This is a genomic window from Pedobacter sp., assembly GCF_041662865.1.
Taxonomy (GTDB): Bacteria; Bacteroidota; Bacteroidia; order Sphingobacteriales; family Sphingobacteriaceae; genus Pedobacter.
This window is the reverse complement of sequence record NZ_JBAZRL010000050.1, coordinates 1-23,616: the sequence shown is the minus strand read 5'-3', so window position 1 is coordinate 23,616 and position 23,616 is coordinate 1. Positions and strand designations below refer to the sequence as shown.

At 34.1% G+C, this 23,616-nt stretch carries 21 protein-coding genes and 1 pseudogene; 13 read left to right on the top strand and 9 right to left on the bottom strand.

The window, feature by feature from the left end; all coding sequences use genetic code 11:
• A partial coding sequence (locus WC622_RS13955) for a hypothetical protein (RefSeq protein WP_372820317.1) occupies positions 1–339 on the bottom strand: 339 nt, incomplete at its 3' end.
• 307 nt (positions 340–646) lie between these two features.
• On the opposite strand from WC622_RS13955, the gene WC622_RS13950 reads away from it, so the two are divergent.
• From WC622_RS13950 to WC622_RS13940, 3 genes are read left to right on the top strand one after another with little or no spacing between them, the layout of a single operon-like run.
• On the top strand, positions 647–3,166 hold the full coding sequence (locus WC622_RS13950; RefSeq protein ID WP_372820316.1) for a glycoside hydrolase family 9 protein: 2,520 nt from the start codon (positions 647–649) through the stop codon (positions 3,164–3,166).
• Between the two features lie 53 nt (positions 3,167–3,219).
• Positions 3,220–3,402: a hypothetical protein gene (locus tag WC622_RS13945; RefSeq protein WP_372820315.1), complete on the top strand. Its 183-nt coding sequence runs from the start codon at positions 3,220–3,222 to the stop codon at positions 3,400–3,402.
• Positions 3,403–3,432: 30 nt separating this feature from the next.
• Positions 3,433–4,005 (top strand): DUF2911 domain-containing protein, encoded by a 573-nt coding sequence (locus WC622_RS13940; RefSeq protein WP_372820314.1) that lies wholly within the window; start codon positions 3,433–3,435, stop codon positions 4,003–4,005.
• Between the two features lie 30 nt (positions 4,006–4,035).
• On the opposite strand, the gene WC622_RS13935 is transcribed toward WC622_RS13940, so the two are convergent.
• Both WC622_RS13935 and WC622_RS13930 read right to left on the bottom strand, forming a co-directional pair.
• Positions 4,036–4,527 carry a hypothetical protein gene (locus WC622_RS13935; RefSeq protein WP_372820313.1) on the bottom strand — a complete coding sequence of 164 codons (492 nt, stop codon included), beginning with the start codon at positions 4,525–4,527 and terminating at the stop codon, positions 4,036–4,038.
• A complete protein-coding gene (locus WC622_RS13930) occupies positions 4,524–5,105 on the bottom strand; it encodes an RNA polymerase sigma factor (protein ID WP_372820312.1) in 582 nt (193 codons plus the stop codon). The genes WC622_RS13935 and WC622_RS13930 overlap by 4 nt, the downstream gene beginning before the upstream one ends.
• 479 nt (positions 5,106–5,584) lie before the next feature.
• Between WC622_RS13930 and WC622_RS13925 the strand changes: the two genes are divergently transcribed.
• A complete protein-coding gene (locus WC622_RS13925; RefSeq protein ID WP_372820311.1) occupies positions 5,585–5,944 on the top strand; it encodes a DUF6249 domain-containing protein in 360 nt (119 codons plus the stop codon).
• A 76-nt stretch (positions 5,945–6,020) separates the two neighbouring features.
• Here WC622_RS13925 and WC622_RS13920 read toward each other — a convergent pair whose 3' ends face one another.
• From WC622_RS13920 to WC622_RS13910, 3 genes are read right to left on the bottom strand one after another with little or no spacing between them, the layout of a single operon-like run.
• Positions 6,021–6,446, bottom strand: coding sequence for a hotdog fold thioesterase (locus tag WC622_RS13920; protein WP_372820309.1), 426 nt, complete (start codon positions 6,444–6,446; stop codon positions 6,021–6,023).
• Complete coding sequence (locus WC622_RS13915; protein WP_372820308.1) at positions 6,443–6,946, bottom strand: DinB family protein; 504 nt, start codon at positions 6,944–6,946, stop codon at positions 6,443–6,445. Before WC622_RS13915 ends, WC622_RS13920 begins: the two co-directional genes overlap by 4 nt.
• The gene (locus tag WC622_RS13910; RefSeq protein ID WP_372820307.1) at positions 6,906–8,135 is read right to left on the bottom strand and encodes a sensor histidine kinase; all 1,230 of its coding nucleotides are present in this window, start codon (positions 8,133–8,135) and stop codon (positions 6,906–6,908) included. The genes WC622_RS13915 and WC622_RS13910 overlap by 41 nt, the downstream gene beginning before the upstream one ends.
• Positions 8,136–8,271: 136 nt before the next feature.
• Here WC622_RS13910 and gltX point away from each other — a divergent pair, with 136 nt between their 5' ends.
• The 8 genes from gltX (at position 8,272) to WC622_RS13870 (ending at position 17,684) form a co-directional block, all read left to right on the top strand.
• Positions 8,272–9,780: a glutamate--tRNA ligase gene (gene gltX, locus WC622_RS13905; RefSeq protein WP_372820306.1), complete on the top strand. Its 1,509-nt coding sequence runs from the start codon at positions 8,272–8,274 to the stop codon at positions 9,778–9,780.
• 60 nt (positions 9,781–9,840) lie between these two features.
• Complete coding sequence (locus WC622_RS13900; RefSeq protein WP_372820305.1) at positions 9,841–10,677, top strand: neutral zinc metallopeptidase; 837 nt, start codon at positions 9,841–9,843, stop codon at positions 10,675–10,677.
• Between the two features lie 131 nt (positions 10,678–10,808).
• Complete coding sequence (locus tag WC622_RS13895; protein WP_372820304.1) at positions 10,809–11,930, top strand: ATP-binding protein; 1,122 nt, start codon at positions 10,809–10,811, stop codon at positions 11,928–11,930.
• A gap of 21 nt (positions 11,931–11,951) precedes the next feature.
• Positions 11,952–15,527 (top strand): response regulator, encoded by a 3,576-nt coding sequence (locus WC622_RS13890; protein ID WP_372820303.1) that lies wholly within the window; start codon positions 11,952–11,954, stop codon positions 15,525–15,527.
• 20 nt (positions 15,528–15,547) lie between these two features.
• Positions 15,548–15,922 (top strand): two-component system response regulator, encoded by a 375-nt coding sequence (locus WC622_RS13885; RefSeq protein ID WP_372820302.1) that lies wholly within the window; start codon positions 15,548–15,550, stop codon positions 15,920–15,922.
• Entirely contained in the window at positions 15,922–16,758 is an 837-nt protein-coding gene (locus WC622_RS13880; protein ID WP_372820301.1) for a protein-glutamate O-methyltransferase CheR, read from the top strand. Before WC622_RS13885 ends, WC622_RS13880 begins: the two co-directional genes overlap by 1 nt.
• The gene (locus WC622_RS13875) at positions 16,745–17,308 is read left to right on the top strand and encodes a chemotaxis protein CheB (protein ID WP_372820300.1); all 564 of its coding nucleotides are present in this window, start codon (positions 16,745–16,747) and stop codon (positions 17,306–17,308) included. The genes WC622_RS13880 and WC622_RS13875 overlap by 14 nt, the downstream gene beginning before the upstream one ends.
• A 13-nt stretch (positions 17,309–17,321) precedes the next feature.
• Entirely contained in the window at positions 17,322–17,684 is a 363-nt protein-coding gene (locus tag WC622_RS13870; RefSeq protein WP_372820299.1) for a response regulator, read from the top strand.
• 54 nt (positions 17,685–17,738) lie between these two features.
• Here WC622_RS13870 and WC622_RS13865 read toward each other — a convergent pair whose 3' ends face one another.
• Both WC622_RS13865 and WC622_RS13860 read right to left on the bottom strand, forming a co-directional pair.
• Positions 17,739–20,171 (bottom strand): TonB-dependent receptor domain-containing protein, encoded by a 2,433-nt coding sequence (locus WC622_RS13865; RefSeq protein ID WP_372820298.1) that lies wholly within the window; start codon positions 20,169–20,171, stop codon positions 17,739–17,741.
• Between the two features lie 251 nt (positions 20,172–20,422).
• On the bottom strand, positions 20,423–22,093 hold the full coding sequence (locus WC622_RS13860; RefSeq protein WP_372820297.1) for a dipeptidyl-peptidase 3 family protein: 1,671 nt from the start codon (positions 22,091–22,093) through the stop codon (positions 20,423–20,425).
• A 113-nt stretch (positions 22,094–22,206) separates the two neighbouring features.
• Here WC622_RS13860 and WC622_RS13855 point away from each other — a divergent pair, with 113 nt between their 5' ends.
• Positions 22,207–23,040 carry an N-acetylmuramoyl-L-alanine amidase gene (locus tag WC622_RS13855; protein WP_372820296.1) on the top strand — a complete coding sequence of 278 codons (834 nt, stop codon included), beginning with the start codon at positions 22,207–22,209 and terminating at the stop codon, positions 23,038–23,040.
• 62 nt (positions 23,041–23,102) lie between these two features.
• Here the strand turns inward: WC622_RS13855 and WC622_RS13850 are convergent.
• Positions 23,103–23,616 (bottom strand): annotated as a pseudogene (locus WC622_RS13850) (glutamine--tRNA ligase); the annotation flags it as partial.

Here is a 23,616-nt window from a genome sequence, read left to right as displayed (position 1 = left end):
CCCGTTTTCACTGTAACCTGCAGAAAGTATAAAGCCTGTAATAGGGCTTAATATTTCGGTTTTATGTGGTGCAAATATATCAATGCCTTTATGAACTTTAGACTCCCCCCAGGGCGAATGCCAATAGCTTTTACTATCCCAACTATTTATAGTAGCACCAAGAACTGGAATGATTAGCTCCTTGTTCTGCCCAACTATATTTACATAAGAAATACTAACTATTAAAACCAAAATGGTAGAAACAGTAAGTATCCTTAGTTTTTGTCGTGAAACAACTGATGTTTTTTCAGCAACAACTGACACATTTTTTACATGTTCTGTTTGATAAGTTGTTGACATACATTTAGTTTTTAATCGTTTGTTATTAAAAATTAAGGTATGTATTATCTATGTTTTGATTGTGTAGTCTTTTAGGGGGAGGTCTAGTGTAAAACATATGCTATACTTTTTAGCAGTTTGACTTAATTATTGTATTTTAGGTTGTGTTAATATGTTTGCATTTGAGGCTTGCTCGTCTTTCTCGAGAAAGCTGGAACCGGAAAACAATAAAAAATGACAAGCATTAAGATGCGCATCCGATAGCTATCGGATCATGCTGAGCATGACGGATTTACTAGCTAACCCTACCTAATATAAATTATTGCTGATGAAAAAATTACCTTTACTTAAAGCCTTTCTACTCATTCTTGCCTTAACGTCCTTTATTTCAAAACCAGAAATAAATTCAACTAATAGTTGGATAAGGATTAACTTACTGGGTTATCAACCTAAAGCTACTAAAGTTGCCATTTGGGCGACTAAAACAACTCAAGTTCCTGATAAATTTGAGTTAATTGACCAAAGCGGAAAAGTAGTGTACACGTCTACGACTATCAAATCATTTGGTGCATATGGTCCGTTTACGGCAACTGCTCGATTAAACTTCTCCGGTTTTAAAACACCAGGTAAATATTTCATCCGCATTGCGGAAGTAAAATCTCCAGAAATTATCATAGACGATGAAGTGTATCGCCACACTGCAGACTTCGCCTTGCGTTATATGCGCCAACAACGAAGCGGATTTAATCCTTATTTAAGAGATAGTTGTCATACCCATGATGGTTACGTATTGTACGGCGCAAAAGCTGGGATAAAAGACAGCACACATATGGACGCATCTGGAGGATGGCATGATGCAAGCGATTATTTGCAATACTCCACCACTTCTGCCAATGCCACCTACCATTTATTAATGGCATACCGAGATTTTCCTCAGGCATTTGCCGATACCAAACAAGCTAATGGTTTGGATGGCAAAAACGGAATGGCAGATGTTTTAGATGAAGCAAAATGGGGTTTAGATTGGCTACAGAAAATGCATCCAAAGGATAACATCATGTTCAATCAATTGGCAGATGATCGGGATCATATTTCAATGCGAATTCCGAAAGAAGATAGTCAATATGGGAAAGGGTTTGAGCGCCCATTGTATTATATAGATGGCGAACCACAACAACGTGGCAAGTTTATGAACAATACCAAAGGCACGAGTTCTACGGCTGCAAAATTTACCAGCGCTTTTGCATTAGGGTCTAAAATTTTCGCATCCGCGGATGAAACCTATGCACAAAAACTTTCTAAAAAAGCATTGAGTGCTTTGGCTTATGCAAACCTAAAAAAGGGAGTAACGCAAACCGTTTCTGTAAAATCTCCTTATATCTATGCAGAAGATAATTGGGTTGATGATATGGAATTGGCGTATGCATCGATGCCATTAGTAGAAGAAAAAACGTGGAGAAAGAATGAAGGCATTGCATTTGATTATGCAAAACAAGAAACCATCACGCCGTGGTTAACTAAGGATACCGCAAACCATTACCAGTATTATCCATTTGTAAATATTGGTCATTATGAATTGGCAAAGAATTCGCATCAGTATAAACAAAAGGTAGTAAATTATTATAAACAAGGAATTGAACAAGTTTGGGAAAGAGCACAAAAAAATGCCTTTTATCGTGGTGTTCCATTTATTTGGTGTAGCAATAATTTAACGGTTGCTTTTGCACAACAATGCATGTGGTATAAGCAATTAAGCGGCGATGAAAGTTTTACTGAATTAGAACAGGCAAATTTCGATTGGCTTTTTGGTTGTAATCCTTGGGGAACAAGTATGGTGTATGGTTTGCCAAGTTGGGAAGATACACCAACTGATCCGCATTCGGCATTTACACATTTAAAAAATTATCCGATAGATGGTGGATTAGTTGATGGACCCGTTTATACCAGTATTTATAAAAACTTAATTGGTATCCAATTAACAAAACCAGATGCTTACGCTGATTTTCAAAGTGATTTGGCAGTGTACCACGATGATTACGGAGATTATAGCACTAATGAACCAACAATGGATGGAACGGCTTCACTCATTTACTTATTAGCTGCGTATGATAGTAGAACGAAAACCATTCCGAAAGAATTTCAGAGTTTGCAAGGTGCAATTATTAGAGGTAAAACCACTGAAAAGAAAATTGCTCTAGTTTTTACGGGAGATGAATTTGCTGATGGTGGGGATAGCATTAACAAAACATTGGTTGATGAAAATGTAAAGGCATCTTTCTTTTTAACGGGGAGATTTTACGGCAAACCCAAAAACAGAAAATTAATACAAGCGTTAAAAGCTAATGGCAATTATTTAGGGCCACACTCTAACGCTCATTTGTTATATAATGACTGGACTAAAAGAGATAGCTTATTGGTTTCAGAACTTCAATTTAAAACTGATTTAATTTGGAATTATAGTGCAATGGAAAAGTTTGGAATAAGAATGGATAGTGCGAAATACTTTTTGCCACCTTATGAATGGTATAACCAACAAATTGCAGATTGGACAAGCCAAATGGGTTTACAATTGATAAACTTTACTGCTGGAACGCGTTCAAACGCAGATTATACCTATCCAGAACTAGGGAAATCATACCGAAGTAGTGAAGAAATTTATAAATCGATACTAGAGTACAATAAAAGTAAGCCTGATGGATTAAATGGTTTTATACTTTTATTGCATATAGGAACAGATCCAAGAAGAACGGATAAATTTTATGATCGACTACCAGAATTGATCAAATACCTTAAAACCTCAGGGTATGAGCTTGTCAAAATCAATGAATTATTAAAAGTGGAACGTTAAATGCGTTAAACTTTTTAAAATAAATATTTACCTTTGGCACAAATTATATAAAAATGAATACAGAAGACAATAAAAATAGTTTCGAGTGGGTTTGGTACGTAATAGGCCTTTTAACAGGTATGGTATCAATTTTATCTGTAACAACTAATTTTGGATGGGTTGTTTTAGGCGGTATTTTAGGTCTAATCTTCGCAGGAGTATTTTTAAATAAAATTGTAAAAGGTCGCGAATACTAGATCTTTTATTCCTTTTAATTTTTATTTGATATGAAGAAATTAAGCATATGCCTTGTTTTGGCATTATTTAGTTTTGCAGTACACGCACAAAAGACTCCAGCTGCAATTAAATTTCCTGCTCTGGATGCTAGTCCACTGGATGCTCTTTATTATCCGCTGAATGCGACAAAAGTAAAAAAGGAAGATACATCAATGCCTATCATCAAGGTTTTGTATTCTCGTCCACAAAGAAAAGGGAGAGAAATTTTTGGTGTTTTAGAGCAATTTGATAAAGTATGGCGCTTGGGTGCTAATGAAAGCACAGAAATATACTTTGATAGAAAAGTAACTATAGGCGATAAGAAAATTAAAGCCGGCACCTATAGCTTATTTGCTATTCCAAGTAAAGATAAATGGACGATCATTGTAAATGAACAAACCAACAGATGGGGGCTTACATACGATGAAACCAAAGATTTGGTAAGAGTTGAAGTTCCAGTAACTAAATTAGAAAAACCTATTGAAGCGCTCTCTATGACATTTACAGATTTAGCTGACGGCGTTAATTTGGTTATAGCGTGGGATTTTACTCAGGTAGCTTTGCCAATATATTTCAAGAAATAATTTAATAGTATAGAAATAAAAAAGGGAGAATTAATCTCCCTTTTTTTGTGCTAAATTTTTTCTTTTCCTCAAAAAACTATCTAAATAAAGTAATCCTAAAGCTACATCAACCAATATGAAGATTTGAATGGTTGTTGCATTAATATGTTTTGCGATGTCAAAATTGAGTGTTGGCATTTTGAAATCGAAAGTTACGTTGCTTTTTGCCACAGCGTAAATAAATAGGCCTAAAATAGATAAAGCGAAGAATGCGCCAATGCTATAAATAATACGATTGTCTATTTTTGTTTTTAAGGCAACAGGCTTTAACTCTAAATTCACCTTGTCCATTACGTTACGTGTAAAAGACATAGAAGGTTCTTCAAAATCAATCTTGTTGAGTTCGTTATGAACGGCCATTAACTCCTGATAAATGCTATGATATTGAATATTGACAGCTATTTTAGTTTCAATTTCAATTTTTTCTTCGGCAGTACAATTACCGTCGATGTAGTTCCAAAGTTGTTCTTCTATCGTGTTCATATCAATTCCTTAACTTCATCTTTTAACAAATAGTGTAATTTATCTTTTAAGCGTTGCCTTGCTCTGTGCAATTTTACCTTAACCGTATTTGGCTCCATGCTTAAGGCTACGCCAATTTCTTCTAAACTTTGCTCTCCTTTATAAAACAAGGTGATAATTGCAGCATCGTCTGGTAAAAGCATATCAATCGCTTGGTTTAGGTACGCATAGCTTGATTTCTTTTCTACTATATTGGCATCAAAATCAGTACCACTATTCGCGATTTGTAAAACGTTTTCATCATCATTAATAGATTGAGTATCCAATCTCTTTTTGCGTAAAAAAGTCATCGCAGTAGTATACGTTATCGTATATAACCAAGTAGAAAATTTGGAAGTTTGCTTAAACGTCCCCAACGCTCTATATGCTTTTACAAAAACATCTTGTGCAACCTCTTCGGCATCCTCTCTGTTTTTTGCGAAACGTAAAGCTAGCGTAAATACAAAGCGCTGATGGCGTTTAACTAATACCGCATATTCTGCGGTATTGCCATTTAGCACTGCTGTAATTAAATCTAGATCTGTTTCTTTTTGCTGCATAAGATATAACTAAGACGCAGAGTTTTAAAGCTAGGTTACACTAATTTAGAAGTATTTACTCATTAGTAATCTTAATTCTATTATTTAAATTAACTAGGTTTCATATAATCGTCATTGCTAGCATTAAGGAACGAAGAAATGTATAATAAAATCCAAAGATTTCTCGGCTACGCTCGAAATGACGAATGGGTTAACTAGATTATAATTAACCCATTGCGTCATTCCCAACTTGATTGGGAATCGTAATGCAAAAAAAGGAGGTTTTCGTGTATTACAATTCCCGTTTTCACGGGAAAGACGAGCAAGATAGCATGGCAAATCAATTAACCGATTTAAACAGTTAACCCATCATGGTCTTTCATTCTTGTTTTATCTTTTTTCTCTCACGGGTGTAACCTAAATTTTTTTGCTGTAGTCATAGTATTCAGAACACGGTTCATAAAACGAAAAAGAAATATTAACATTAAAAAAATAAGATCATGGAAGCAATATTAGTACCCATCACATTTTTCATCTGCACATTCGCAATGATATTCGGAATAAGATATTTTAACAACAAAGAAAAAATGGCAATGATTGAACGAGGAATAGATCCAGGCGTTCGCAAATCTACACCACAGCCATTTTTGAGTTTAAAATTCGGCTTGTTATTAGTTGGTTTAGGTGTTGGCCTTTTAGTTGCCTTATTTACTGTAAGAGGTGTATTTGGTGGCAACATGACTGATGCTGAGGAAGGGCAATCTGTAGCGATTTACTTCGGTTGCCTAGGAGTATTTGGAGGAATAGGTTTAATTGTATCTTATATCATTGAGAAAAACTGGTTGGATAAACATAGCTAGGAAATATCAAGAAAGCGGGAAAACAAAAGTCCAGAAGTGAATATCTTCTGGACTTTTTGATTCTATATTTTATGTGTTAAAAAGGCTTCGGCAAAATGGCAACAGTTAAACGACTTACACAATTCATCTTTCCTTTATCATTGTACATTTTAATTTCCCAAACTTGAGTTTTTCCACCTAAGTGTAAGGGTTTACAAATTCCTTTAACTAATCCAGAACTTACCGGCCGAATATGATTTGCGTTTACTTCTAAACCAACTGCAATATATTTATCTGGATTGATGCACATATAAGATGCAATACTTCCTAAAGTTTCGGCTAAAACTACAGAGGCGCCACCATGTAAAATTCCTGCAGGTTGATGTGTTCTTTCGTCAACTGGCATGGTTGCGCACACGTAATCTTCGCCAACTTCTGTAAACTCAATCCCTAACAATGCACCAATATGATTTTTTGGTCTATCATTCAGCATTGCTGGATTAAACTCCTTAAACCAAATCATAAATAACGCTCTTTAATCACATTTGTATGATGAATAATGTGACCAGCAAGTATATAAACTAAAGATCTTACGCTCATTTGTTTTCCATTGGCATTTCCAATAATGCTAAGTTCATCTTCATTTAAAGAATTAATGAGATATAAATTAGCTTTTCTTAATAGCGTAAATTCTTCTGCAAAACTGAATAAACTACGATCTTGGAAATGTGCAGCAGCTACATAATCATCTTCCTCAAAACCTGGCAAGGCCGCTTTTTCACCTCTAGCAAAACTTAATAATCTAAACACTAAAATGCGTTCGGTATCAACAATATGCCCTGCCAATTCTTTAATTGTCCATTTGCCGGGAGCATAAGCATAATCTGCTTTTTCGACTAAACTATTAAGAAATTCTGCAAATTCAGTAGCTTGTTTAGTTAGTATTTCAATCACATCACCTTCAACAAGGCGAATATATGTGTTACCCCATTCTGGGTACTCCTGTGTTTGTGGTCGGTTCATATGTAATACTGCTTTTTAATATAATTCTAAAAGTTGTGCCTTTTCCTAATTCAGAGTCTTTTACAAATATTTGTCCCTTGTGGTAATTTTCCACTATTCTTTTGGTTAAGGATAAACCCAATCCCCAACCTCGTTTACGAGTTGTATAACCTGGTTGAAAAACAGTGTCGAATTTTGAACGAGGAATACCTCTTCCTGTATCACTAACATCTATAAAGACTTCTTCTTTTGCTAGATTTTCTATAATATTAATGGTAATTGTTCCTTCGTTTTCTATCGCATTTGCAGCGTTTTTTAATAAATTTTCAATCACCCAATCAAATAACGGAACACTTAGTAAAGCTCTTACTTGGGTATCGCCAGTTATAATAAAATTGATTTTATCAGAGGTTCTAATTTTAAAATAATCTACAAAATTTAGAATAACCACATACACAATGTGATCTTCAAGGATTGGTTTAGAACCAATTTTAGAAAAACGATCTGTAATAATTTCTAATCGATGAATATCGTTTTCCATTTCTGCAACTAACGGATCGTCCTCCGCATCAAATCTGGATTTTATAAGTTCCACCCACGCCATTAGCGAGGAGATTGGAGTTCCTAATTGGTGCGCTGTTTCTTTTGCCATACCTACCCAAACTTGATCTTGTTCAGCTTTTCTAGCTTGACTAAAAGCAACATACGCAGCTAAAACAAATAGGGCCACTACGCCTAGTTGTATGTATGGAAAATAGCGTAATTGAGTTAAAATAAACGAATCTCTATAGTAGGCAATTAATGGCTCCCCTTCACTACCAACCATTCTGGCTGGTAAATGTTGTTCCTTCATTTTGGCCAATTGCCTTACATAATATAATGAGTCGTACTGTTTTGTAGTATCGCTATTGTATAATGTTTTTGTGCTATCTAAGCCATCGTAAAGATAAATAGAGCCATTTTCTTCAGTAATAATAACAGCCATTTTATTGTTTTTCTTAATCAGATCGAAAACACCCGTTAGCTGCTCGTTATCATACATTTTCATCTGCTGTTCTAACACTTTAACACGAAGTTGGAACTGAGCAGCTTCTTCTCGTTCCATTTTTTTCACAAAGAAATCAGAATAAAAAACGGATGCACCACCAATAACGATAGCAAAAACAAGTAAAAATATCTTCCAACGACGCTTTTTCTGATATGGGTTCATAAGGGTGGTGGCAAATTACAAAAAAATGTAAAATGTAAGGTGGAAAATGTATCATAACAAGACTCAAGCTTACTTTATCGGCCATTTTCTGTTTTCCATCTCACATCTTCCATTGAAATCTTATCTTTGTGGCGTAATGGAAAATAAAATTAGAGTAAGATTTGCTCCAAGTCCGACTGGGGGCTTACACTTAGGCGGAGTTCGTACCGCACTATTTAATTATTTATTTGCTAAAAAACACAACGGAACTTTCATTTTACGTGTAGAAGATACAGATCAAAATCGTTTTGTTGCTGGCGCAGAAGAGTATATTGTTGATTGCTTAAATTGGTGTGGATTAACACCAGATGAAAGCCCACAAAAACCAGGTGCCTTTGGACCTTATCGTCAAAGTGAACGTAAAGCGAGTTATAAACAATATGCAGAACAATTAATTGCTAATGGATTTGCCTATTATGCATTCGATACACCCGAAGAATTAACGGCTAAAAGAAATGATCAGCCTAACTTTTTGTACGGACAAAAAAGCCGTATGGAAATGCGTAATTCTTTAACATTAGCAGAAGATGAAGTAACTAAACTACTAGCGGAAAATACGCCTTACGTCGTACGAATCAAAATTCCTGAAAACGAAACCGTTTCTTTTGTGGATATGATTAGAGGACTAGTAAGTTTTGATACAAATTTAGTGGATGATAAAGTTTTATTAAAGGCAGATGGGATGCCAACCTACCATTTAGCGGTTGTTGCGGATGATAAAGCAATGGAAATTAGTCATGCTTTTAGAGGTGAGGAATGGTTGCCATCTGCACCAATTCATATTTTATTATGGAAATATTTAGGGTGGGAAAATGAAATGCCACAATGGGCGCATTTGCCATTGATTTTAAAACCAGATGGAAATGGAAAATTAAGTAAACGTGATGGAGATCGTTTGGGTTTCCCAGTGTATGCTATGAATTGGACAGATCCAAAAACTGGTGATGTTACTAAAGGGTTTAAAGAATTAGGTTTTATGCCTGAAGCTTTTGTTAATCTTTTAGCAATGTTGGGTTGGAATGATGGAACGGATAAAGAAATATTCTCATTAGGGGAGTTGATTAATTTATTCTCAATAGAGCGCATTAGTAAAGCTGGCGCAAAATTCGATTTCGAGAAAGCAAAATGGTACAATCACGAATGGATAAAACATGCATCAGCAGAGAGCTTAGAACCAACGGTAAGCAATTTATTAGCTCAAAAAAATATTGATATAAAAGACGAGAATTTATTGTTAAAAGTAATTGACTTAGTTAAAGATCGCTGTAATTTATTAGGTGATTTTGTTGATCAAAGTGTTTACTTTTTTTCTTCACCAGTTGAATATGATTTGGCTGCGGTTAAACCAAAATGGAGTCCTGAAAAAGCTGCATTTTTTCTAGAATTTAGTCAAAATTTAAAAAATGATGCAACTGCATTACAATCTGAAGAAGAATTTAAAGCGCTAGCAGATGTAAAAGGATTCAAACCAGGAGAATTAATGCTTCCTTTCCGTATTATGCTAGTAGGCGGTAAATTTGGTCCTGGCGTTTTTGATATCGCTACTCTATTAGGTAAAGCTGAAACACAAAGCAGAATAGAGAAAGGCATTGCAGCTTTCAACTAGAAGGATATTTTTTAAATTGGTATAAGAATTGTCTCCAATTTTAAAACTAAATCAAAATCTATGCAGTGGTTCGGAAAAGGTAGTGAAAATGTTGAAGACGGAAGAAGTGGTGGCGGCGGCCGTGTAGCCTTAGGTGGCGGTGTTGGAATTATTATCGTTATTGTTGGGCTATTATTTGGCAAAGACTTAACGGGCTTAGTAAGCCAGATGCCAGCAACTGAACAAGGAGAAGTTAAGAGAGGAACACCAACGGATGCACAGGGAAAATTTGTTGCAGGTATTCTCGAATCAACCGAACAAGTTTGGGAAGAGCAATTCAATGCTTTAGGCTCACAATATGAAAAACCAGTTTTAAGATTATTTAGAGATGGTGTACAATCTGCTTGTGGAAATGCAAGCTCTTCAGTTGGTCCATTTTATTGCCCAGGAGATCATAAAGTATATATCGATTTATCTTTTTATGACGAATTAAAAAATCGATTTGGTGCTGCTGGTGATTTTGCCCAAGCTTACGTAATTGCTCACGAAGTTGGTCACCATGTACAAAATTTATTAGGGATATCTGAGAAGATGGAAGAAGCTCGCGGCAGAATGAGTGAAGTTGAATACAATAAATTATCTGTAAAACTAGAATTACAAGCTGATTTTTATGCAGGTCTTTGGGCGAATCATGCACAAAACCTTAAAGACTTTAGATTGGAAGCAGGTGATATTGAAGAGGCTTTAAATGCTGCTAACGCGATAGGTGATGATAAATTGCAAAAGCAAACTCAAGGGGAAGTAGTGCCAGATGCTTTTACCCACGGTACTTCAGCTCAAAGGGTATACTGGTTTAAAAAAGGTTTTGAAACGGGAGATATTAGACAAGGTGATACTTTTAACTCCTCAAAGTTGTAAGGCTGTTTGTTATTCTTAATTTTTTTTAATTTTCCTCAAACAATAATATAGAAAATTTTGTTTTCATTTCTTATAGTGATTTTATGCATTAGAATCATCTATTTTTAATGCCAAGCTTTAATTATTTTTGAATGATTCTTATTGTAGATGATACACCAGAAAACCTTATTTCTCTAAAAAAGGTTTTCGAAAAACATGATTTTGAAGTAGATACGGCCTCATCTGGGGAAGAGGCTTTAAAAAAGGTCTTAAAAAATTCTTACGTATTAATTATTCTTGATGTTCAAATGCCAGGCATGGATGGCTTTGAAGTCGCAGAAGCTATTTCTGGTTACAGTAAAGCTAAAGAAACAGCTATCATATTTTTATCTGCAGCAAATACCGAGTTTAAATTTATAGCAAAAGGATACTCCTCTGGAGGTTTAGATTATATCACTAAACCTGTTGATATGAATATCTTACTACTTAAAGTAAAAACTTTTTACCGCATTTATGAGCAAAATAGGAAGCTAAACGAAATGCAAAAAACACTGCTCGAAGAGATTGAATTTCGTAAAGAAGCAGAGCGAAAAAAAGATGAATTTATCAGCATTGCTAGCCACGAATTAAAAACACCATTAACTAGTGTTAAAGGTTATGTGCAATTGTTGGAAAGAAGCATAAATAAAGGCGATACCGAAACTGTAAAAAAACATTTAGATAAAGCACAGGGACAGTTAGAAAAACTCAATAGTCTAATAGCTGATTTGCTAGATATCTCTAAAATTGAAAGCGGAAAACTCAAATTCAATAAACAAAACTTCTCTATTGACAATCTTTTGGACAATGTAATTGAAGTGATGAATCAATCAAACCCTGAATTTAAAATACATAAAAAAGGGTTGGCCAATTGTGAAATTCATGGGGATGAAATGCGTATTGAACAAGTAATCGTCAATTTTTTAACAAATGCTATAAAATATTCGCCTGGAACTAATGAAATTCAGCTCACTGTAAATGTAGAAAACGATGAACTTTATGTGGCTGTAAAAGATTATGGAATTGGGATGTTGCCAGAGCAATTAGATCACGTATTCGATAAATTTTATCGTGTAGAAGAAACCTCTCAACGCTTTCAAGGATTAGGAATCGGCTTATATATCTCTGCTGAAATTATAAGAAGACACGGTGGGCGCATTGGTGTAAACAGCATATATAATGAAGGCTCAGAATTCTATTTCGTGATGCCTATTAATTTAAAAACTGAAGTTTAATGATATAAAACTACCCTTTAAATGAAACTATCTCTAAAAAGTAACCTTCGCTTAGGCCTTGGTTTATCGTTGATCATCTTGATCATAAGCTCATTAGCATCTTATATAAGTATCAGAAATTTAATTAAAACCTCAGATTTGGTTGCCCACAGTAACAAAGTAATGGAGGGTTTAGAAACGATTATTTCTACATTAAAAGATGCAGAAACGGGACAAAGAGGATATTTGTTAACAGGCAATAAAGTTTTTTTAGAACCTTATGTTGGTGCCAAAGAAAGGGTAGATGTTTTATACAAAAAATTAAATGCAGAAACAAAAGATAACCTTTTTCAACAAAGGAAATTAGACGAAATAAAAGAAATACTAGATACAAGACTAGGGATTCTGCAAAAAACTGTTGCCATAAAGGAGAATAATGGAGTTGTGTCCCTATCTAACCTGTTAGATGGAAAAGTATACATGGATAAGCTGAGGCAAATTATAAAAGAGATGCAAGTTGAGGAGAGAAGGTTATTAGCTAATCGTACTACTGAGATGAATACTTTGTCTGGTTACACTCCTTTATTAATTATTTTAGCAGCTTTTCTCTCCCTACTGATTACTATTTTCTTTTATAGGAAAGTGGCTTCCGATTTTGATGCTCGTATAAAATTACAACAAGAATTACAAACCATAAATGATGAAACAGCGAATAGAATACAAGTAATTCAAGATATTGCTAAACAAATCTCCAGTGGTGATTATAAAATTAGATTAGATGAAGTTGCAAAAGATGGATTAGGCAGTTTGGTTGGATCATTAAATGCAATGGCAGAATCACTACAATATTCGTTTGGTCTATTGGAAGATAAAGAATGGTTGCAATCTGGTGTAGCTAAGCTAAACGACCAAATGGTTGGTGAAAAAGATCTTAAAACATTAGCAAGTGATATGTTGGTTCACATTGTGGAACACACAAAAAGTCATGTCGCAGCGCTTTATATTTTAGAAGAAGATAAAAACCTATACTTAACTGGCGGATACGCATTATCCGCAAACGACAAAAGCAATAAAATAGCAATTGGGGAAGGGTTAATCGGCCAATGTTTAAAATCTGAGAAACTTATTTTATTAGATAAAATTCCAGATGCAGAAACGACAATTAGCTATGCTACAGGTCAAACAAAACCAAAAAATGTAGTAGCATTTCCATTGCATAGAGATGGAGTTATGATGGGTGTAATTGAATTAGCTACATTAAATCCTTACACACCAAGAAAAATAGATTTTTTAAATGCCATTTCTGGAAATATTGGTATTGCCATTCATGTTGCGCAAAACAGAAAAAAATTACAAGAATTTTTAGAAGAAACACAGGCTCAGGCTGAAGAACTACAAGCACAGCACAGCGAACTAGAAGCACTAAATGCTGAACTTGAAGCACAAACGCAGAAAATTCAAGCTTCTGAAGAAGAACTTCGTGTACAACAAGAAGAACTGTTACAAAGTAATCAAGAGCTAGAAGAAAGAACGAGTTTACTCGAAGAAAAAAATCAACTCATTCAGGAACGAAATATTGATATTCAGCAAAAAGCAGAACAATTGGAGCAAAGTACCCGATACAAATCAGAGTTTTTAGCTAATATGTCGCATGAATTAAGAACACCTTTAAACTCAATTTTATTGTTGTCTAAATTAATGGCTGATAATGAAGAATTGGATAAAGAATATACTGAGTATGCATCTGTAATTCAAAGTTCTGGTCAGGGTTTACTTAATCTAATCGATGAGATTTTAGATCTTTCTAAAATAGAAGCTGGTAAAATGAGCTTAGAAATAGAAGAAGTTAAACTAGAAGAAGTGACAACGGATATGCATTCTTTGTTTAACCCAATTGCTAAAGAAAAACGCTTAGAATTTGAAGTTGTAGTTGAAAAAGGTGTGCCAACACATATGAGTACAGATAAAATGAGATTAGAACAAATCTTAAAAAATCTGTTATCAAATGCATTTAAATTCACTTCAGAAGGAAAAGTAAGCTTTATATTATCGGCAGATACAAGTCGTAATGCTTTAGTTTTTAAAGTTAAAGATTCGGGCATCGGCATTGCTAAAAATAAAATGAACATGGTTTTTGAAGCCTTCCAACAAGCAGATGGGTCTACACGACGTAAATTTGGCGGAACTGGTTTGGGATTATCTATAAGTAGGGAATTAGCCAAATTGCTGGGTGGAGATATTCAATTGGAAAGTGAAGAAAATGTTGGTAGTGAGTTTACATTGATTATTCCAACACAGTATAATAATGGAGTTTTAGGGGAACAATTAATTAATTTTGAAACGCAATATCCTACATATACTGAGCCTGTCCCAGAAGAACGATTTACAGTTGAGCATATTCCTGGTGATGTAGAGGATGATCGAGCTGATATTCAACCGAATGATAAAGTAATTTTAATTATTGAAGACGATACAGCTTTTGCTAAAACCTTACTCGATTTTACACGAAAAAGAAATTATAAAGGTATAGTTGCAGTTCGTGGAGATGTAGGCATAGAATTAGCGAATGAGTACAATCCGTTGGCTATTCTGTTAGATATTCAACTACCAGTGAAAGATGGCTGGCAAGTGATGGAAGAGCTAAAATCCAATCCTAGTACACGACCTATTCCTGTTCACATCATGTCTTCGCTTTCTGTTAAAAAGGAAAGTTTGCTAAAAGGTGCGGTAGATTTTATCGATAAACCAGTGGCTTTGGAACATATGAAACAAATCTTCAAAAAGCTAGAAGATGCATTAAGTAGGTATCCAAAAAAAGTGTTAATTGTTGAAGAAAATGAGCAGCATGCCAAGGCTTTAAGTTACTTTTTAGGTACTTCTAACATTCAAAATGTAGTTTCGAAAAATGTAATAGAAAGCATTGAAGCACTCCAAAAAAAGGAGATAGAATGCGTGATTTTAGATATGGGAGTTCCAGATAAAAACGCCTATGAAACTTTAGAAACAATTAAGAAAAGCGAAGGACTAGAAAACCTACCAATTATAATTTTTACTGGGAAAAATTTATCGAAGGGAGAAGAAGCCCGCATTAAGCAATATGCAGATTCTATTGTTTTAAAAACCGCTCATTCTTATCAACGTATTTTAGATGAAGCAGGCTTGTTTTTACATTTGGTAGAAGAAAAGGGGAAACAAAGTCCTGCTGTGAGAACTAATTTGGGGGGGCTAAACGAAGTACTAAAAGATAAAGTAGTATTAATTGCTGATGATGATGTGCGCAATATTTTCTCTTTAACTAAAGCCTTAGAACAACATAAAATGAAGGTGCTGCCTGCTATAGATGGTAAAGAAGCTTTAAAAGTTTTAAGCGAAAATCCTAAAGTTGATGTAGTGTTAATGGATATGATGATGCCTGAATTAGACGGTTATCAAACCACAAAAGAGATAAGAACAATGCCTGCTTACAAACAATTGCCCATTTTAGCTGTTACTGCAAAAGCAATGATGGGAGATAGAGAAAAATGCATTGCTGCGGGAGCATCTGATTATATCTCTAAACCCGTGGATATTGACCAATTGGTTTCTTTATTAAGGGTTTGGTTATATGATAAAGTTTAAAATTATTGTTTTAAAAATTTATGGAAGTTAAGACAAAAAAAATATTAATAATAGACGACGACAGTAGAAATATATTTGCACTAAAAGCAGTTTTGAATGCTAAAAAATTTATATGTTTATCTGCAAGCAGTGCTCAACAAGGGTTTGATATCCTTGCAAGCGATAAAGATATAGCGGTTGTTTTGATGGATATGATGATGCCAGATATGGATGGTTATCAAGCGATGTCTGAAATGAAAAAACATCCAGAAATGAAGTCTGTACCTGTAATTGCAGTTACCGCACAAGCCATGGTGGGTGATAAAGAACGTTGCATAAATGCTGGTGCTGTGGGCTATATTTCTAAACCAGTTAATGTAGATGAATTGGTTCTTCAACTAAAAAATTATATCTAGTGCCAAACACATCCTCTATAAGTGATGAACAAGTAGAAACATTAATTACCGATGTTTTAGAGCAATATGGATATGATTTTACAGGCTATTCAAGAGCATCTTTCAAGAGAAGGTTACTTCGCTTATTTGGTTTAGATAAACAAGTTAGTTTTGCAGAATTTAGGTATAGAATTGGAAATGATAGTGCTTATTTTAAACGTTTTGTAGAGCAAATTACGGTAAACGTTACAGAGATGTTCCGTGATCCTGGGTTTTACAAGGCTTTGAGGGAGAAAGTTTTTCCAAACTTGGGCACTTATCCGTTTATTAGAATTTGGTTAGCGGGATGCTCAACTGGAGAGGAAGTATACTCAATGGCAATATTGCTTAAAGAATTGAATTTGCTCAATAAATCACTTATCTATGCTACAGATATAAATCCTACGGTATTAGAAAAAGCAGCACAAGGGATGTTTCCACTCAGTCAAATGAAACAATATTCAGAAAATTACATCGCATCTGGTGGAACAAAAGATTTTTCATCGTATTATAGTGCAAACTATTCTTTGGCTAAATTTGATAATGAATTAAAAGCTAAAATGATTTTTTCTACTCATAATTTAGTTTCAGATCATTCTTTTAACGAATTTCAATTAATATTATGCCGTAATGTGCTAATTTATTTTGATAGAGATTTACAATTTAAAGTTTTGCAACTTTTTGATAACAGCTTAGAGAAGCTAGGTTATTTAGCATTAGGAACAAAAGAAACAACAGATTTTTCGCCAATTAGTAAACGCTATAAAAGATTAGAAACTGAAAAAATTTGGAGGAAATTAAGCGATGAAAAACTGTAATGCTTTGCTTATTGGCGGCTCTGCCGGAAGTTTAGATGTGCTGATTAAGGTATTACCAAATATCGATATCAACATTCCTTTTCCAATAATTATAGTGGTACACCGTAAACAAGGAACCGATTCATTGTTATCAGAGCTTTTGTCCACTAAAACAGCATTAATAGTTAAAGAAATTGAAGAAAAAGAAAGTATCTTACCAGGAACTATTTATATTGTACCTTCAGACTATCATTTATTGATAGAAAAGGACTTAACTTTTTCATTAGATTACTCAGAGAAAGTAAATTATTCTAGACCATCAATTGATGTAACTTTTCAGTCGGCGGCAGAAGTATATGGAGATAAACTAGTGTGTTTATTGCTTTCTGGTTCAAACTCAGATGGTGTAAATGGATTAATTACAGTAGAAAGTTATGGCGGAGAAACTGCAGTACAAGATCCGCTTACTGCACAAGTAAATTACATGCCTGCACAAGCAATTTTAAAGGCCAAGATAGATAAGGTTTTAAAAATAGAGGAAATGGCAAACTATATAAATTTATTAGGTTAAAGGCTAAAGAAATATGAATAAAAAGGTGTTTATTTTTGATGATAATGAAGATATTTTAGAATTATGCACTTTAATTTTAGAAGATGCGGGTTATGAAATTAAAACTTCTGCTACTTCAAATCATATAGTAGATCAAGTATCAGCATATATGCCTGATTTAATTTTCATGGATAATTGGCTGCCAGATGTAGGTGGAATTGAAGCAACGCAGGAATTAAAAAATCATAAAGATTTAAAGCATATTCCAGTAATTTATTTCTCGGCAAATAATGACGTAAGTTCGTTAGCGGAAAAAGCAGGTGCTGATAGTTTTTTACCTAAACCTTTCGATATTCAAGCACTGGAAGAAATTGTACATACCTATATTGGAAAGTAAAATGCCTTACATAGTTTAACTACATAAGGCATTAAAATTGGTTTATATAATTGATTAATTCTTCATTCTGCCTTGCTCATCTTCTGTTCCAGTAGAGCGACGACGAGCTGGCTTAATCTCATTTTTTCCAAAACGATAGGTAAAACTAACTCTTCCAATTTGACTTTCATTTTTCTGATATAAATCATATTTCAAGCCTGGGTAAGCACTAGTTAACTCTGTGTCGTTGGTATTAAAAACATCACTCAACGCTAATTTTAAACTGGCTTTTTTATTGAATAAAGATTTGCTTAGTCCCATATCAACAAAATAACGAGATTGAATACTCAACGTTCCATAATCTAATGGCGATTCATAATTTCCGCTTAATTCTCCTGTTAAGCCTTTCAAAATAATAAAAGTATGTTGTGTTTTAAATTGGAAAGATGTTTTGCCAGTTTTTAATACTTTTCCTGCTAAATCAGGCGCTTCGAAACTCAAGTTAAATACATTTAAGTTATTATTTGTTTCCCACCATTTAGCAATTTTTATAGGAATATTTAAGTTGGCACCATAGCTTACATTTTTGGCAATATTAGCATTGGTTTGATACAATGCTTTTTGCGCTGGATCTGGTAAAATCACTTCTGTTATCACATCATTTACTCTGCTATAATTTATTGATAGCAGATATTTTTGCATAAAGGTGTAAGAAACCTCAAAATTATGCGTGTATTGTGGGTTTAAGAACGGATTACCTTTACTGTATGTATATTGATCTAAATAATAAACAAATGGATTTAAAGCATCATAACTTGGCCTGTCAATTCTGCGGCTATAAGAAAACCCAACTTGGTTGTTTTTAGATAGCGTTTGTTGCACAAAAACTGTCGGAAAAAAATCCCAATAACTTCTTTTAACAACAGTGTTATTTGTAATTAAATTACCGGTAGAATTTGTTTGTTCTACTCTTAAACCTAATTGCACACTTGTATTTTTAAACTGCTTGTTTAAGTTAGTGTAAGCAGCATTTACATTTTCATCGTACACAAACTGATTGCTACGAAGAACATCATTTTGCCATACATTATTTTTGTATTCTTCTGCTCTTAAATCATTATCTGTTTTTACCCAACTGCTTTTTACACCCGCTTCTAATTTTACGCTTTTACTTAACGAAACGGTATAATCTATCTTAAATGCTTTAATATCTATTTTGGTTGGCGTAGCATTTCTAATGTAATTGGTTGGACGGATTGGTGTTCCATTAGCATAAAAGAAGCTATTATTATAGGTTGCTTTGTCATTACCATTGTATCTAGCATAATCTAAATCCGCAGAAATTTCTTGCCCTGCTGTATCTAGTAATGATTTATAATTAAGGTTATAAGCAAGGTTATTATACTTATTGCGAATTACATTGTCAGATACAAGCGATGAGTCTTTTTGTAGAAAAGAGGGGCCAATTAATGTGTTGCTATTGTTTGTTTCTGTACCATTATTTAGATAACCATTTACCAATAAACCTATGGTATTTTTCTTATCTATAAAATAATCAATACCCACTTTAAAATTGTTGTTATATCTCCTTCTAAAGCTATTTCCATCTTGCATAAAATAAGTAGTATCTGAACTTCCGTTACTAATGCGGTCTATACCAATAAAGCTATCGCGTCCATTTACTCCATAATTGTAATTGCCAAAAATGTTTACATGTTCAGTCCTATTATTTAGGTTGATACCCGCATTACCTCTAAAGTTTTTACCATAAGCAGCGGCTGCATTTACACTGCCGTTTGTGCCGCCATTTTTATTCTTTTTTGTTTTAATATTGATGATCCCAGAATTTCCAGAGGCATCATATTTTGAAGAAGGATTAGTAATTAACTCAATAGTTTCCAACTCAGAACTTTGCATATTTCTTAAAAGATTTGCAACATCAGCACTACTCATGTAGGTTTGTTTACCATCTAATAAAATCAACACACCTTGTTTTCCTTGCATAGAAATATTATCGTTTTGATCTACTGTTACACCTGGTGCTTTTTGCAAAACTTCTAGTGCAGACGAACCAATTGCGATACTGCTATTTTCTACATTCATCACCAACTTATCAGTTTTACGCTCAATTAATGGTTTAATGGCCGTTATACTTACTGCGTTTAGCGTTTTACTATTCGACTTTAATCGAATTTCTTCTAAGCTTAAAACTAAGTTGCTTTCGGTTAATTGAAAAGGTTTCCCTTTGAAGATATCATAACCCATCATATTCGCTTTCACGAAATAAGTACCAGTATTGATGTTTGCAAATTCAAATTTTCCTTCTACAGTAGTTAACGCAGTTTTAACCAAAGATGAATCTGATGTTTTAAAAAGACCAATCGTTACAAAATCAATTGGTTTGCTTTGTTCGTCTACAACAACCCCACTTATGGTTCCTTGCTTTGTGTTCGCAGACGCGATGTTTCCTGTTAATAATACAAATAGTAATAAGTAAATAATTTTCATTTTGTGTTTGTTTGGTTTAAAAAATAGGGCATAAGAATTTCACAGCGTTCGCACGCAAATTTCTTTCATTTCCAAAATTTTATGTTTAGTTCAAAAGACCGCAGGCCTTTCTGTTAGTTTGTATTGTATAGACGAGACGAACCCAAAAAAGGTTACAGAAAATTTTTTCTTTTTTTACTGTCGGAAGTTTTTGAAAATAAAAGAGCCCATTCGACTAATTCAAATGGGCTCTTTACAGATGTGATAACCAATTATTTCATTCCTAACACGTCAACTCCTTGTTCAAAAACAATATCAACAGGAATGCCTTTTTTACTTAAACGATCTAAATCTTCTTGCAACTCAGGTTGGATAATTCCTTTTTCTTTTTGCGCTTTTTCTACTGCAACTTTATCTCCATTACCTTGTAACATAATAATGAAATTGCTTAGTTCATTCATCGCAGTAGCAAATTTTGCATAATCAACTTTATACGTTCCATTTGCAGTTCTTTGGAAGGCGCCTTTTTCTTTAAAGAAATTGAAACATTGCATGTTTGCTTTTCCATGTGCTTCTGATGCACCAAAACGTACAGAACGCAACAAGCCTGCCATAAATGTGGTGTAGTACTCCTTGATATCGCCTGTTAACTCACCTTTTTTAAGTAAGCCAGTAACCATATACAAACCTAAAATATCGGCCTTGCCTTCTTCTAACCAAGAATATTGTTCTTTTAACGCAGAGCGAACAGTTCCTTTGCCCGTAATTGTGTTTTTTATGCCTAAACCATGTGCAACTTCATGAAACATTACATTGGCAAAAAATGCATCAAACTTAATATATTGCTGTTGGTCTTTGTCAATTAATTCTTTTGATATTGGCACTAATATTTTATCAAATTTAGCCTGCATTGCATTTTTTAACTGTGAACGACGCGTTCCTTTTTTCTGCTGAATAGCTTCATCATTTGGTAAGTTTACCGCAATCGTTTTCGATCCCGCATTACAATCTCCAGCATAATACACTACATCGTAAGCATTTAATTCTGAATCAGTTCCTGGCACTTCTTTTTTATACTTTGCATCAACTGGCAATCCTTTTTGTAATTCTGGCAACATTGATACATATTTAGCTAAACGCTTGCTCCAAACTTTATCCTTCACTAAAACATACGATTCGAAAGACGCACGAGCATTAAATAATTTATCCTCGTAATTTTCTATCGGACCAATAATAATATCCAAGCCATTGGTTTTCATATCTAACCAAGCGTAATCGCTCGCAGAATAATCATCAGTAACTAAAGCATCGGCTCTAAGATTTAAGTATTTTTTTAAGCCAGCATCATCGGCCAGCAAAGCAGCTTGTTTAAGTAAGCTACTCGCTTTTTGTAGTTCGGCAGCATAAATAACATGGTATGGAACAGAAATCAATTTACCTTTCTCAGTTCTGATAACAGAATATAAGCCATATTTATCTTTTACATCCGATTTTTCTAAAGCTTCTTTGGTCATTCCGGTAGGATAAAAAGTTCCAGTTTCTGATTTTGGACCTATACCAGTTACAAAAGGTCTATCGCCATTTAATCTATCCCAAGGACCGTAGTTAATATCAATAAACTGCTTAGTTTTTTCATCTTTAATAGTGTTTTTAAGGCTATCACGTTGTGGATATGCTTGTTTCCAAAACAAATCATCCATAATTTTTGCAGCTTCTATTAATAAAGGCAAAACCTTTCGCTCACTTACAGTAAGCTGATTAAGATTGGTAGTTAATCTTACTTTCTCGTAAATTGGTAAGCGTTGTGCTACGTATTCTTGTAAAGAGTCTTTAGTGGTGTTGTCTTTTTTATCAGTGTTCTGTCCAGAATTAGTACATGCAAATAAGCAAACTGTAACTGAAAATCCGACAAACAAAGCCCCGATTTTATTAATGTTTTTCATTTGGTTAAGAAATTGTTTTTCATTTTGTTTCAATGCACTAAATTAGCAAAAAATATAAGCATGTATAATTTTAATATATTGCATGCGTAACTTCTTATTCCTAAATATATATCATGTTAGTAAAGAAAATAACATTAAAAAGCGCTGTACTACTTTCTTGCGTATTGTTGTTAACAAACTGTAGCACCAATAAATATGCTGCTACAGATAAAGTGTACAAAAATATGGCAAAAGGCTTTTCTAAAATAATTAAAGCCACTCCGCCCGAAGGTCAAACTATTGATTCATTAAATAATGAACAATACTTTGTGGGTACTGTAAACATGGGTATTCGTAAACCTAATTTTGTAATTATACATCACACGGCTCAAGATTCGACTGCGCAAACTTTAAAAACTTTTACCATTGCCAGAACTGCTGTTAGTGCACATTATGTGGTTGGCAGAGATGGAAAAGTTTATCACATGGTAAATGATTATTTAAGAGCACAACATGCCGGCGTTGGACGTTGGGGAAATGATACTGATTTGAATTCTTCTTCTATCGGGATAGAAATGGATAACAACGGTACAACCGATGTGTGGACGGATGCTCAAATTAATAGTCTTTGTTCGTTATTGGCAACGTTAAAAAAGAAATACAGTATTCCTACTGCTAATTTTATTGGTCATGCAGATATTGCGCCAACTCGTAAACCAGATCCTAATAATTTCCCTTGGAAAACGCTGGCTAACAAAGGATTTGGATATTGGTATGATGACGTTTTGCAAATGCCCCCTGCAGATTTTGACACGACTATTGCATTAAGAATTATTGGATACGATGTAAGAAATTTACCTGCTGCGATTACTGCATTTAAACGTCACTTTGTGGGTACAGATATTACACCAAAGCTAACAGAGCCAGATAAGTTGATTTTGTACAACTTGTACAAGAAATATATGTAAGAAGTAAGATGGAAAATGTAAGATGTGTTGGAAATATTCTATCTTACATTTTCCCTTTTACATTAAGCTTTAGGTTTCCAAGCTTCTTTTAACGAAACTGTTCTATTAAAAACTAATTGATCAGATTTTGAATCTTTATCTACACAGAAATAACCTTTACGAATAAACTGATAGCCTACACCTTGTTCTGCTGTTGCTAAATAAGGTTCAATGTATGCTTGTTTAATTACTTCCATACTTTCTAGATTTAGATAATCTTTAAAATCACCTTCCTCACTATCTGGTGATTCTACAGTAAATAAACGATCATATAAACGGACTTCTGCAGTTTGCGCATGTTTTGCACTTACCCAATGAATGGTTCCTTTAACATTAATGCCACTTGTATCCTCTCCACTTTTCGATTCTGGGATATAGGTACAATGCACTTCAGTAACATTACCATTTTCATCTTTCTTAAACTCTTCGCATTTTACAATGTAGGCATGTTTTAATCTTACAGTTGCACCAGGCGCTAATCTGAACCATTTTTTAGCAGGCTCTTCCATAAAATCTTCACGTTCAATCCACAATTCA